Below are 12819 nucleotides of genomic sequence, written 5' to 3'. Positions count from 1 at the left end.
CTCCGTTAACGTCGAACGTCGCTTGCTATCGGCGGCGGGTGTCGCGAGCTATCATCGACACAGGCCTTCCATTTGGACTGTGCTTCGCTTCTGACTTTGATTTAGTAGGGTTTTTCGATGATTCGTCGTGCCATCTCGTTCGCAGTTGTCGGCCTCGCATTGCTGGGGAGCGCAGCCTTTGCCGATCCGCCGCCGGAGCAGGTTGTCATCTGTTCGTGGAACACCGAATGGATGTTCGACAACTACGACGGCGACAACTTCTCGGATCTCGCCAAGAAGATGAAAGCGCCGTCGCGCGAAGACTGGGATTGGAAACTCGCCGGCGTCGAAAAGGTCGTGCGCGAAATCAAGCCGACCATTCTGGGTCTGCAAGAAATCGAAAATCAGCGAGTGCTGTTTTATCTCAATCAGCGTTTTAAAGACGAAGCCGCCTACAAGTATCGGATTGCCTTCATCGAAGGGACCGATTACTTCACCGAGCAAGACGTCGGTTTGATGGCGCTGAGCGGGTTGATCGGCTTTGGTCGGCGCGAGATGTCGAAGGAGGAATTCGAAGACAAGCGAAACATGGCCCTGACGAAGCACATCTTCGGCACCTTCGAATGGGGCACCGGCGCCGACAAGGAACGCGTCACCGTTTGCAACATGCATCTGCGGGCCCGCGGCGATGCGACCAACCTCCGCGTTCGTCAGGCTCACCTGGCGCGCGTGTGGGTGAATGAGCTGATCAAGAAGGGCGAGAATGTCATCCTGATGGGCGACATGAACACCGACGAGTTCGCGACCGAAACAAAACCCGACGGCGACATCGGCACGATGATCGGCCTCGATACGCCCGAGAAAGACGACGACCTGTTCGACACGCTCGTCGAACTGAAGGACCCCAAGCGGCACACGCATCTCAACGGTCAGCAGTACGACCGCATTCTGCTGAGCCGCAGCCTGGTCGAAGATGATCCGAACCGCAAGGATCTGAGCTTCAAGTCGGTGGCGATCCGCCGCGATCTGGTGATCCGCAAGGAACAGGACAAGGATCACATGGACATTTTCTGGTCGATCCCCGCCGAAGAGCGCGACACCAGCGATCACTATCCGCTGGTGGTGACGCTGGATTACAAGTAGGTCGGAAGTAGACTTGGTAGGCCGGAACAAGCGGTACCCCGCGCTGTTCCGGCACGGACCGCAGGACGACGAGCCGTTGGTAATCTGCCGGAACTGCGCTGAGTACAGCTTGTTCCGGCCTACTTTGAGCGCCATGAAATACCTCATCACTGCCTGCTTGATTCTCTTCACCGCTGCGGCGGCTCGCGCCAATCCGGAAGTTCCCGCTCCTGCGCAGGCGGGTCCGATCGCACTCATCGGCGGCACGATTCATCCGGTCGAAGGGGCCGTGATCGAAGGTGGCACGATTCTGATCGAGGATGGCAAGATCACTGCCCTCGGCAAGGATGTGAAGTTGCCGCCGAAGACCGAGAAGGTCGACTGCAAAGGCCAGCACATTTATCCCGCACTGTTCGATGCCTACACCGACCTCGGGCTGGTCGAGATCAACTCGGTGCGGGCCACGGCGGACTTTCGCGAAGTGGGGAACATGAACCCGAATGTTCGCGCGCTAGCCGCGGTGAATCCCGATAGCGAAGTCATTCCCGTCACGCGCTCCAACGGCGTACTCTTGGCGCTCACTGCACCGCGGGGGATTCTCGTCGCGGGTCGGGCTGCGGTGATTCAGCTTGATGGTTGGACGCCGGAGCAGATGAGCTTGAAGGACGGCGCAGGGTTGATGATTCATTGGCCTCAACCGGCGTCGAATCCGCCGCCGGCTGATCCGCTCGACGACCCGGTTGCCAGCGTGCCGCGCGATGATGGTGTGCAGACGATGCGCAAGGCTTTTCAAGATGCTCGCCAATACGGCGCGGCGCGGAAGGCCGATCCGGATTATCCGGTGGATGCCCGCTGGGAGTCGCTGCAGGATGTGCTGGCCGGAACGGTGCCGGTGATGATTCATGCGGAAAGCCTGGAGCAGATTCAAGGCGCGGTGGCCTTTGGCGATGAGTTCAAACTGAAAGTGGTCATCGTCGGTGGATATGATGCGCCGCGCTGTGCCGATCTCCTCAAGCCGCGAAATATTCCGGTGATCGTGACTTCGATCTATCGGTTGCCGCGGCGGCGGAGCGATGACTACGACGCGCCGTACACGCTGTGCGAACGACTGCGAGCGGCGGGCATTAAGTTTTGCATTTCCAGCTTCGGCCGCTTCGGCGCGACGGGCACACGCAACCTGCCGTATCACGCCGCGACTGCGGCTGCCTATGGCCTGTCATCCGACGAAGCTTTGAAAGCAATCACGCTTTATCCCGCGCAGATCTGCGGCGTAGCCGATCGCGTCGGCTCGCTGAAGGTCGGCAAGGACGCGACGCTGTTCATCGCCAGTGGCGATCCGCTCGAAACGCCGACGCAAATCACGGCGGGGTATATTCAAGGTCGCAAGCTCGCCTGGAACGATCGCCACAAACGGCTGTTTGAAAAGTATCAAGAGAAGTACAAGCAGCTGGAGCGTGAGGAAAAGAAGTAAGTCGTCAGCAGTCGTCGATTCGCTCCGCGATCGATGAAGAGACGCTGTTTCCAGGTGAAGGCAACAGTTTCCGGTAAATTCACCTTCACTCATCGATCGCGGAGCGATCGACGACTAGCAGGAAACACTCCGTGCCCCCCGAAACCGTTCTCAAGCCAGGCTGGTGGTGGTTTGCCTTAGGGGCAGCGGTTTTTGCGGCGGCGACCACGTTGCTCGGCAAGGTCGGCGTGGGGACGGTCAACTCGAACGTGGCGACGTTCATTCGCGTGGTGGTGATGCTGGTCACCACGGCAGGGCTGCTGTCTTTTCGCGGCGAATGGACCGGTTTTCAAGGCATTTCGGTGCGCAATTGGCTGATCGTCATCGCCAGCGGCGTGGCCACCGGCTTATCGTGGCTGTGCTACTTTCGCGCGCTGCAACTCGCGCCGGCTTCGCGCGTGGCGCCGCTCGATAAGTTGAGCGTGGCGCTGGTGCTGATCTGCGCGTTCGTCTTTCTCGGCGAAGCTTTCACGTGGCAAACGGCGCTCGGCGGCGCACTGATCGTGGCCGGCGTGTTGCTGGTGTCGTTGGCCTGATGCAGTGCGATTTGCTTACGGCAGTTGATAAACTTCGCCGTTGTCGCGCGTGGCCATCGCGGTCAGCACATTGAAATTGGTCGAGTAGCTCACGAAGCGAACCGCGCCATCGCCGAAGGCGAACAACGCGCCGCCGGGATGATAGCTCCAGAACCGCCAGGTGTCGGGGTCGGAGTTTTTATTGCCCGGCTTGAAGCCATCCTGAAAGCTGAGAAAGGCATCGCGCGTGCCAGCGCCGCACAGCCCCCAGCCCCAGTAGTAAGCGGTGGGAATGCCGCGTTCGCCCATGACGGCGGTGTTCGACAAGCCGTCGGTAAAGTTCTTGAATTTGATATCGCTGCTGAGGAAGAACGTGCCACCTTCGCCAGTGCGACTCACGCCATCGGCGATGCCGAAATAGTTCTGCGCGCGATAATCGGCGCCGGTGACCAGATAACCCTTGAAGAGCTGGCGGGTGTTGGGATCGCTCGGGCACGACCAGGATTTCAGATCGGCTTTGTTGGGACTATCGGGCGCGGCCGCAGCGGGGTCGTTGACGCAAAAATCGCCCAGGTTGAAGTTGATCTTCTGGTACACGGCCATCTGTTCCATGTACGGCAACAGCGAAGACCGCCAGAACCAAGCCGTCGGCAAGTACGCGCCGCTCGGCAGCGCGCCGAGGCTGTCGTGATAGTTGTGCATGGCGAGCACCCACTGCTTTTGATTATTCAGGCATTGGGTGCGGCGCGCGGATTCACGGGCCGCTTGCACGGCGGGAAGCAACAACGCCACGAGCACGCCGATGATGGCAATCACGACGAGGAGCTCGACGAGCGTAAATGCAGTGCGGGCAGGACGGGACATATTCACCTCGGCGAAACTCAGGGAATCACGACGTCGAGTTCCAGCGGCCCTTCGCTCAGGACTTCGATATTCGGCGGCGGTGTTGGCTTGTGCTGCGGGCGGACAGCTGGCGGCAGTGAGATTTCTTTTTTGGGTTGGCCGAGACCGCCAGTCTCATCAGCGAATGTTGGCACGACGCGATAGTTGCCCGGCAACGGGCCATCGCTGCGCTGAAACTTATATTGGCCATCGACAACGAGGGTTGTCACCGCCGGCGCAGCCAGGCCATCGATGGGCTGCAGCGTGAGGATCTGCACCGGTCGCGAGCTGTTAATCTTGCCATGAATGGCGCGACGCGGCGGCCCCGAACTGCTTCCGCAGCCGCAGCAACTAACGCCAATCACGACACAAGCCAGGACAATGCGAAACATGCTCAACCAATGAATCGTTAACCTTCCGGTTCGGGTGTCGACTCACCCTTTTCAATTCAGTTTAGGTTGCGATATTCAGCACCGACATCTTCCTGGCAAATTCGAATGTATCATCCGCAGAACCGGCAAATTCGAGATTTTCAGCAAGAGGTACGGCAAAACCAAACGGCTGACGACTTAGATAGTTCACGCCGCTCTTCACCAGAGGTAATCAACCGCGCGGCATCGGCCAAGAGGAAGACGACGATGACGATCGACTACATTCAAACACACTTCTATCATGGCTTCATGCTCGCGATCTTAGGCGCACCGGTTTGGGTGCCGTTCGCGATGTTGGCTTGGCATTGGTTCACAGCCCAATCGTACTGGCAATTTAGCCTGCGGTTCTTGTTTGTGCTGATCTCCGTGGAGTGTTTGGCTTTGGTAGTCAGTTTGGCGTTTTACCATTTCCTGACATACATCAAGGAAAATTGGCCATTTCCAGGATAGCCTCCACTTGTTGAGCAAGTTGGAAAAAGCGAGGCCTTTCATGAGGTGCACGCTACTCGCTGTCGGCTGCAGCCTTTCCTGCAAATCGCTCTTGGGCAATTGTTTTCATCCCCTTCAAATCCAACTTGCCCGTGCCGAGGACGGGCAATTCCGGGATTTCCATAAAGGCATCAGCCGCGGGGATGAACAGGTTCGGCAGACCGGCGGCGGTCAGGCCTTTGCGGAGTTCATCGGGGGTTTTGTCGATCTTGGTGTGCAAGACGATGAGTCGTTCGCCCTTCTTGGCATCGGGAATGGCAGTGACGCTCAGTGGTTGTTTTTCGTGTTCGCCGCCGACCAACCGGAGGAGCTCTTCTTCGACCTTGATGTGCGGCACCATTTCGCCGCCGATCTTGCTGAAGCGGCTTTCGCGGCCGGTGATGAAAATGAAACCTTCGTCGTCGATGTAAGCGATGTCACCCGTCTGGTACCAACCGTCTTTGATCACCGAAGCGGTCAGCTCGGGCTGATGCAGGTAACCCTTCATCACGTTCGGCCCGCTGATCCAGAGCATGCCGGGTTTGCCAGCCGTGAGGACTGCGCCGGTTTCGGGATCGGTGATCTTGGCCGAAACGCCCGGCACGGTGCGACCGACGGAGCCTTCCTTGCGATCGACTTGGAAATTGTCAATCGAGCGCGTCGGCGGCACGTTGACCGAAACGAGGGGCGAGAGTTCCGTCGTGCCGTAGCCTTCGACCGGTCGCACGCCGAAACGCTCTTCAAAGGCCTGGCTCAAATCGGCGGGGAGTTTTTCCGCGCCGGCAACCACGACATCGAGCGTCTTGAGATCTTCCGGTTCGATCCGCCGCAAGTAACTGCGGAGAAATGTTGGCGTACTCAGCAGCAAAGTTCCTTCGTTGCGCCGCACCAGTTTGCCGACGAGCTTGGCATCGAGCGGGCTGAAGTGGTAAGCGCCTTTGATGTCGAGCATGGCCGGGCCCCACATCGTGACGGTGTAACCAAACGAGTGGAAGAACGGCAGGATGCCGATGAGGCAATCGCTCGACTTGAGATGCACGACCTGATCGATGGCTTCGACATTCGTGCCGACGTTGCCGTAGCTCAGCATCACCCCCTTCGGCGTGCCGGTCGATCCCGACGTGAAGATGATCGTCACGACGTCGTCGGCCTTCACACTGCCCAGGCCGAGCGCCATATCGACCATGCCGGCAGGCAGTACGTTGGTCTGCAACCAGCACACGCCTTTGTCCATGGCGGTCGGTTTATCTTTGAGGCTTTCGAGTTCGATGATTTCGGCATCGAGCTTGAACTCCATTTTTTCCATGAACCGCTTGCTGGTCAGGATGTGCTTGATGCCGGCCTGCTTGATGCAGGCGTTCATCACATCGGCCGACACGGTGTAGTTGAGGTTCACCGCAATTCGCTTGTCGAGCGCGAGGGCCATATTCGCCAAGAAGCCCGGCGCCGATGGCGGCAGCAGCACCCCCACGTATTGTTCATCGGGCTTGATGACATGCCGCCGCAGCAAGCGGCGGAGAATGAGTGCGCGAATCAGCACGTCGCCGCCGGTCATGTCGGCGCCCATCGAGTCGGCGAGTTTCGGCTTCTTCAGCCGTTCTTTGCAACGGCGAATGAACTGGCGGGCCAAGGTCAACATGGATGTAGTACTCTGCTTCACGGCGACGGTCCCCAGATCGAGCACGGCCTGGCGGATGTGGTGAATATCCTCCGGCTCGTCGATTTTGGGGCCAAAATGAATGGATAAAGGATACGGAATTCGCTTGGGCCATTTCCAGAAGAACTTGTTCCCCTCGAAGCTGAAAATGCTCCCCCACAAACCTTGCAAGTAAACGGGCACCACCGGCGCATTCGTGCCGTCGAGGATCTTCATCATGCCGGGCCGAAAGGCTTGCACCTGGCCGGTGCGCGAGAGACCACCTTCGGCAAAGATGCAAACCAACTCACCTTCGTTGAGGGCTTCGCGAGCCTGGCGGAACGCGGCGATCACCATCTTCGGCTTGGCGGGATTGATTGGAATCACGCCGAACATATTGGCCAGCCAGCTGAGCCATTTGTTCTCGAGATTGCTCGATAGCGCCACCATGCGGATCGGCCGCGAGCTCGACAGCAGCAGCAAAATGCCGTCGACCCAGGTGATATGATTCGGCACGAGCAGCGCGCCACCTTCGCGGGGCAAATGCTCCTGGCCATACACGCGCATGCGATAGACGGTCATGCTGAGCAGCCACACGCCAAAGCGAATCGTCGCTTGCGGTATGAGCCAGACGATGTAAATGAAAACCGGAATCGTCAGCAAGCCAGCGACCAAAAAGATCTGCTGCGAAGTCAGCAACGGCTGCAACAACGTAGCCGCTGGGTCAACGCTCTTCCAAAACGGCAACCGCAGGGCGGCAAACAAAACCGACGCCACCAAAATGCCGGTGAACGTCAGCAGGTTATTGGCGGCAAAGATCGAACCGCGATTGGCCCGCGGACTTTGATGTTGCAGATAGGCTTCGAGCGGCACATCGAACAGCCCCGCACTCAAGCCGAGACACGCGAGCAAGCTGCAGGCCCACACCAGGCCGCCAGTGACGGCCGTTCCCTTTTCAAACAAATCGTGCGGCACCGTAAACAGCAGCATCGAGCACACGGCCATGCCCAGCGCGCCGAGCGGCAACAAGCCCAGCTCGACGTGATCGCCCGACCAGATGCCGGCCAAGATGCTGCCGACGCACACACCCGCGATCAGCGCGATCAGCAGCGGAATCTTCGCCGTCTCGGTCGTGCCGCCACCTTCGGCGGCCATCTGATCGATATTCAGCTGCGCGATGGAACCAATCGAATAGAAAAACAGAATCCCCAGCGCGACGCGAAACAGCGCGAGGTGGCTGTAGAGCATTTTCAAATCTGCCCACGTCTGCAGCGGAAAGCTCCAGGGAAACTTCGCCGCCGGATCAGCCGCCGGCACGCTGGTGATCGCAAACGAAAACAGCGTTCCAAAAACAGCGACACCCAGCAGCACGCCGGCCGTCCACTGCCAGTTGAGCAAGCCTTTGTTGCCGGTCACTTCAGCCAGCCAACTGCCGATAACCATGCCCACGACGGTGGCCATGACCGTGCACAGTGCAAATAGACCGTTCGCCACCGATAACCATTTGGGGCTCAACGTCTCGGGCATCGCGCCACTGCGCGCGGGCGAAAAGAGCGCCGCCTGACAACCCAAGAGCGTCAGCACCGTGAAGAGCGAGATCAACGGCGTCCAACCACCGTAGGTTTTGCCGGTCAGGATCGCCGCGACCGCGAGAAACATCAGCACGATCTCGGCGATCTTGCAGCCGATGATCACCGTCCGTTTGCTGAAGCGATCGGCCAGGTAACCCGCCGGCGCTGCGAGAAACAGGTACGGCAGCACTAGGCAGGCGGTTCCTGCCATCAAAATATTGCCGACTTGCGACGGATCGACGTAATCCTTGCCAATCCCGATCACCAGCCAGCGAAAGATATTATCGTTGGCTGCCGTCAGAAACTGCGTCCCCAGCAACCCGCCGAAGCCGAGCGACCAGATCGAAGCGTCGCCAGCCTGAGTCGCATTGTCGGAAGAGGCGGTGTGATCCATGATGGAGAGAACAGAAGAATCGAGTTAAAGAATCGCCTGATTGCTGCGTCTGCGGCCGCTGATGTCGCTAGGATCTGGAACCCGTTGCGTTCATAATTTTGCGCGTGAAAACCGCTTTGTCCCGCGAATTCTGACGAATTGCTAAGAAAATCGGAAGCCCGTTTGCAAGCTGATGAAAACGCCCTCTCTTACCGATCGAATTATTCTCATCGTCGCCCTTGCGGCCGTCGGCGCAGTCCTTATATACATTCCCCCCCGAATTCTCGATCAATATGACAAAATTAAAGGTCTCGGCGCACCCTGGACCTATCTCTATTTCGGCCTGGTCGGTTGCGGCGCTGCCATCATGCTCGGCCTGGCAGGAATGGGCATTTATACAATCTGGAAGAATACCCGTGAGAAACGGCAGCAGAATGAACGCCGAATAAAGAATCCCAGCGAACTCTCGGCGGGCGAAAAACAGCAGGAAATGCTCGCCAATCTCGCCGCCGTCGACGAACTGCAGCGAGAAACTGAACTGCAGCCAGACCTGAAACGGGAATTGATCGACCGTCAGAATAAATTTCAGGAAAAACAAGCCGCCCAGCGACTCGAGATTGTCGCCTTCGGCACCATATCGAGCGGCAAGAGCTCGCTGATGAATGCCCTGGCTGGCCGCGATGTCTTTCAAACCGATCCCCGCGGCGGCACGACCACCCAGCGTCAACAAATTCCCTGGCCGGGCGACGATCAGGTGCTGCTGGTCGATACTCCCGGCCTCGGCGAAATCGACGGCCAAGAGCGACTCGCCGTGGCTGCCGAAAGCGCCCGCGATGCCGACCTGGTGCTGCTCGTCGTCGATGGCCCGCTGCGCGACAGCGAGTTCAACCTGCTGCGAAAACTCGGCGACATGGAAAAGCGGGTCATCGTCTGCCTCAACAAGGAAGACTGGTACGCCGCCGACGACCAACCAAAACTCATCGGCCAACTGAGCGAGCAACTCCGCGGCATCGTGCAGCCGGAACACATCGTTGCCGTGCGGGCCTCGGCTTCGCAGCGCTCGCGAGTGCATGTGCTGGTCGATGGGAATGAAACCGAATCGCAAGTCACCGTGCCGCCGGAGATCGCTCCGCTCGCCGAGCAGATGCTCAAGATCGTTCGCCGTGACGGCCGCGAGTTGCTGCTGGCCAATCTGCTGCTGCAATCGCGCGGGCTCGTCGAACACGCCAAAGCGAAAGTCCGCGCAACGCTCGATGCGCGGGCCTGGGAGATCGTCGATCGCTACACGTGGGCCGCCGGCGCGGCCGCCGCCGTGAGTCCAATGGCTCTCGATGTCCTCATCGGCAGCGGTCTCACGATCAAAATGGTTCTCGACCTCGGCAAGATTTATCGCCAGCCGATCGATCTCGACATCGCCACCAACCTCGCCGCGCAACTCGGCAAGGTCTTCATCACGGTCGTCGGTGTCGGTGCAGCAGCCCCCGCCATCGCCTCCGTGATCGGCAGTTTGCTGAAATCGGTCCCGATCGCCGGCACGATCGCCGGCGGCGCGATCCAGGGTTTCACGCAAGCCTTTGTCACCCGCTGGGTCGGCAGCGTGTTTATCAACTACTTTCAAACGGAAATGCAACAACAGCCCACCGGCCTAGCCAATGTCGCCCGGCAGGAATGGCAAAAACTGACCACGCCAACCGAACTCTTCAAATTCGTACAAACCGCAAGAGAGAAGTTGAAAGGTAAATAGAAATGGTCTTACTCCCTCGCCCCTGTACTCAGGGGAGAGGGCCGGGGTGAGGGGCCGAAGCGGGTACCAACTCCAACTCAATACCAAAATCCAACCACCACTCGCCCAATCCCTCGCTTACGCGTCGGGCTACCTAAAACCTCAAAACTCAGAACCCAAAACTTCCCTTGTCCTCCACCCCTTACCAAGACGCTCTCTCCTCCGTCGAGAAAACGCTCGACCGCCTCAAACGCTGCACCGAGGATGAGAAATCGAAACTCCGCGACGAGCTCGCCGGTTTGCGGTCGATGCACGACAAGCTCGTCAGCGGACGCGTCGAGATCGTCATCTTCGGCGAAATCAGCACCGGCAAGAGCGCGCTGATCAACGCGCTCGTCGGCAGCCAGGTTTCCGCCGTCGATGTGCGCGGCGGTTGGACGAAGGAAGTCTGGCATGTGGCCTGGGATGGCGCTGGCTACACGATTCCCGGTTTCGCGCAGTCGCAAGTCATCCTCATCGATACTCCCGGCATCAACGAGGTCGGTGGCGGCCCGCGCGGCGAAATGGCCCGCGATGCAGCCCAGCGGGCCGATTTGATTTTGTTCGTTACCGATTCAGATCTGAACGAAACGGAGTACTCCGCGCTCGTCGAGCTCGCCACGTTCAACAAGCCGATTCTGCTGATCCTCAACAAGATCGATCTCTACAGTCCTTCGCAGCGAGAGCGTTTGCTGGAAGTTCTTCGCGTCGATCGCCTCGACGGAATCTTGCCGCCGGAGCAAATCGTCACGGCCTGTGCCGATCCGCGCGAGAAGGAATACATCATTCAGTCAGCCGATGGCAGCGAGCGGAGCGAATGGCGCAAGCCGAAGGCCGATGTCGCCGAGGTGAAGGCGCTCATTCTCAAGCTGCTCGAGAAAGAAGGGCTCGCGCTCGTCGCGCTCAACGGCGCGCTATATGCCGCCGATCAGAGTGACAAAATCGTGTCGCTGCGGATGTCGCTCCGCCGCACGCAAGCCGAGAACACGATCCGCGCCTACGCCGTTTCCAAAGGTCTCGCCGTCGGCTTGAATCCCATCGGCGTCGCCGACGTCATGGGCGGCAGCGCGGTCGATATCGCGATGATCTTGCACCTGGCCAATCTTTACGGCTTGGAGATGACCTATCAAAAGGCGAGCGGCCTGGTGTGGGGCATCGCCAAGGCAGCCGGCTGGGTGAGCGCGACCGAGATCATCACCAGCGGCCTGATCTCGCTCTTCAAAACCGTCACCATGGGCAAAGGGACGCTCGTCACCGCCATCCCGCAAGGCGCCGCCGCGGGTTACGGCTCGTATATCGTCGGCATGGCAGCGATGTACTACCTCGAGCACGGCAGCAGCTGGGGCGCCGATGGCCCGAAGGTTGTCGTGAAAGGGATTCTGGAATCGATCGACAAGGAATCGGTCATCCAGCAATTGAAGGATGAGATCGGGAAGAGGATTCACCTGAATCGACATGCGAAGAAGTAGGACGAGTGGTGGTCGACCTAAATGCAGCGAGAGTGCGCGTGTTAGCGCTGTGGCATGTCCCCTGCTCGCGGCTGCTCAAATGCGAATCGAAGATCGACGATCCCCTGACGGAAGAATTTTACTGGGGATGGGTGTTTCACTTCACTCCCAGCAATGCCGGGGAAGTTAGTACCGACGAGAAACCGATCCTCGTCGCCTGCCTTCGCGACACAGGAGATTCAATCGTCGTCGGAACGAAAGGAGTTGCCGACGCATTGGATTATCTCTTGGGACGAACAATAAGGGACTAAACCCGGCGGGATTCGTCCTGCTTCCCTCGTCTCCCGCCTCCCGTCCCTCGTCTCCTCTTACTTCAATTCCTTAATCCGAATCTTCCGATAGCTCGCCTCGGCGGGCTTGCCGCCGTGGATTTGCAGGGCGATCTTGCCGGTCTGCGGAATGTCTTTTTCCATCTCGGTGTAGTCGACGGTCTTCACGCCGTTGACCCACAGTTGGATGTGCGGGCCTTCGCAGCGGATCACCAGTTCGTTGAAGCCGTCGGCTTTCACTTTTTTTTGCAACTCTTCGTCGTCGCCGGTGGCGAGGAACTTCTTGCGGCGCGATTCGTCGTAGAGGGCGCCCCAAATGCTTTTGCCGGCGGCGAGACCCATGTCGCACTGATAGCCGATCACCTCGTGGTGGTTGGGGATTCGTTCGCTGCGGAACTGCACGCCGGCGTTTTCACCGGGACCGACCAGCTTGGCTTCGAGCCGCAGCTCGAAGTCGCCGTAGTTCTTGGTCGTGCAGAGAAACTCGTTCTGCTTGACGTTGTCCTTGAGCGAGCCCGCCGAGATCGCGCCCTCGGCGACGTGAAAGATCTCCTCTTTCCCTTCCCAGCCGGTCAGCGTCTTGCCGTCGAAGAGCGACGTGAAACCCTCCTCCGGCTTGTCCTCGGCTTTGGCCAAATTCGGCAACAAAAGGCTCGCTACAAACCCTACGATCCATAAGATTGTTAAATGGCGCAGCATGGAGAGATTCCCGCAAATTATTCAACCAAGAAATCGTAATATCGACGCAACATTGTACCTGCCAACGATCTGCGCAGCATCCGTACGCCCACCG

10 protein-coding genes are annotated in these 12819 nt (G+C 58.9%); 6 read left to right on the top strand and 4 right to left on the bottom strand.

Going from position 1 to position 12819, the window contains the following annotated elements:
- Window positions 1-117: 117 nt before the first annotated feature.
- The 3 genes from M9Q49_RS31270 to M9Q49_RS31260 all read left to right on the top strand — a co-directional run bounded on the left by M9Q49_RS31270 (window position 118) and on the right by M9Q49_RS31260 (window position 3147).
- Entirely contained in the window at window positions 118-1122 is a 1005-nt protein-coding gene (locus M9Q49_RS31270) for an endonuclease/exonuclease/phosphatase family protein (RefSeq protein WP_254513237.1), read from the top strand.
- Window positions 1123-1255: 133 nt separating this feature from the next.
- The gene (locus M9Q49_RS31265) at window positions 1256-2572 is read left to right on the top strand and encodes an amidohydrolase family protein (RefSeq protein WP_254513236.1); all 1317 of its coding nucleotides are present in this window, start codon (window positions 1256-1258) and stop codon (window positions 2570-2572) included.
- Between the two features lie 131 nt (window positions 2573-2703).
- Window positions 2704-3147, top strand: a complete 444-nt coding sequence (locus M9Q49_RS31260) for an EamA family transporter (RefSeq protein ID WP_254513235.1) — start codon at window positions 2704-2706, stop codon at window positions 3145-3147.
- A 15-nt stretch (window positions 3148-3162) separates the two neighbouring features.
- On the opposite strand, the gene M9Q49_RS31255 is transcribed toward M9Q49_RS31260, so the two are convergent.
- Window positions 3163-3990, bottom strand: coding sequence for a DUF1559 domain-containing protein (locus tag M9Q49_RS31255; protein WP_254513234.1), 828 nt, complete (start codon window positions 3988-3990; stop codon window positions 3163-3165).
- 17 nt (window positions 3991-4007) lie between these two features.
- Window positions 4008-4400, bottom strand: coding sequence for a hypothetical protein (locus M9Q49_RS31250; RefSeq protein ID WP_254513233.1), 393 nt, complete (start codon window positions 4398-4400; stop codon window positions 4008-4010).
- A 105-nt stretch (window positions 4401-4505) separates the two neighbouring features.
- On the opposite strand from M9Q49_RS31250, the gene M9Q49_RS31245 reads away from it, so the two are divergent.
- Window positions 4506-4889: a hypothetical protein gene (locus tag M9Q49_RS31245; RefSeq protein WP_254513232.1), complete on the top strand. Its 384-nt coding sequence runs from the start codon at window positions 4506-4508 to the stop codon at window positions 4887-4889.
- Window positions 4890-4941: 52 nt separating this feature from the next.
- Here the strand turns inward: M9Q49_RS31245 and M9Q49_RS31240 are convergent, their stop codons facing one another.
- Entirely contained in the window at window positions 4942-8508 is a 3567-nt protein-coding gene (locus M9Q49_RS31240) for an acyl-[ACP]--phospholipid O-acyltransferase (RefSeq protein ID WP_254513231.1), read from the bottom strand.
- A 172-nt stretch (window positions 8509-8680) separates the two neighbouring features.
- On the opposite strand from M9Q49_RS31240, the gene M9Q49_RS31235 reads away from it, so the two are divergent.
- Both M9Q49_RS31235 and M9Q49_RS31230 read left to right on the top strand, forming a co-directional pair.
- Window positions 8681-10231 (top strand): GTP-binding protein, encoded by a 1551-nt coding sequence (locus M9Q49_RS31235; protein WP_254513230.1) that lies wholly within the window; start codon window positions 8681-8683, stop codon window positions 10229-10231.
- A 167-nt stretch (window positions 10232-10398) separates the two neighbouring features.
- Entirely contained in the window at window positions 10399-11718 is a 1320-nt protein-coding gene (locus M9Q49_RS31230; protein WP_254513229.1) for a YcjF family protein, read from the top strand.
- A gap of 347 nt (window positions 11719-12065) precedes the next feature.
- On the opposite strand, the gene M9Q49_RS31225 is transcribed toward M9Q49_RS31230, so the two are convergent.
- Window positions 12066-12725 (bottom strand): 3-keto-disaccharide hydrolase, encoded by a 660-nt coding sequence (locus M9Q49_RS31225; protein WP_254513228.1) that lies wholly within the window; start codon window positions 12723-12725, stop codon window positions 12066-12068.
- Between the last annotated feature and the right edge of the window lie 94 nt (window positions 12726-12819).

This window comes from Anatilimnocola floriformis, assembly GCF_024256385.1.
Classification (GTDB): domain Bacteria; phylum Planctomycetota; class Planctomycetia; order Pirellulales; family Pirellulaceae; genus Anatilimnocola; species Anatilimnocola floriformis.
The sequence above is the reverse complement of the archived record's forward strand: the minus strand, read 5'-3'. Positions and strand labels throughout refer to the sequence as shown.

What these genes read in the sequence shown, in the direction of transcription:
- M9Q49_RS31265 (WP_254513236.1), top strand. Translation starts at nt 1,256, where the DNA reads ATGAAATACCTCATCACTGCCTGCTTGATTCTCTTCACCGCTGCGGCG.
- M9Q49_RS31270 (WP_254513237.1), top strand. Translation starts at nt 118, where the DNA reads ATGATTCGTCGTGCCATCTCGTTCGCAGTTGTCGGCCTCGCATTGCTG.
- M9Q49_RS31235 (WP_254513230.1), top strand. Translation starts at nt 8,681, where the DNA reads ATGAAAACGCCCTCTCTTACCGATCGAATTATTCTCATCGTCGCCCTT.
- M9Q49_RS31225 (WP_254513228.1), bottom strand. Translation starts at nt 12,725, where the DNA reads ATGCTGCGCCATTTAACAATCTTATGGATCGTAGGGTTTGTAGCGAGC.
- M9Q49_RS31250 (WP_254513233.1), bottom strand. Translation starts at nt 4,400, where the DNA reads ATGTTTCGCATTGTCCTGGCTTGTGTCGTGATTGGCGTTAGTTGCTGC.
- M9Q49_RS31255 (WP_254513234.1), bottom strand. Translation starts at nt 3,990, where the DNA reads ATGTCCCGTCCTGCCCGCACTGCATTTACGCTCGTCGAGCTCCTCGTC.
- M9Q49_RS31245 (WP_254513232.1), top strand. Translation starts at nt 4,506, where the DNA reads ATGTATCATCCGCAGAACCGGCAAATTCGAGATTTTCAGCAAGAGGTA.
- M9Q49_RS31240 (WP_254513231.1), bottom strand. Translation starts at nt 8,508, where the DNA reads ATGGATCACACCGCCTCTTCCGACAATGCGACTCAGGCTGGCGACGCT.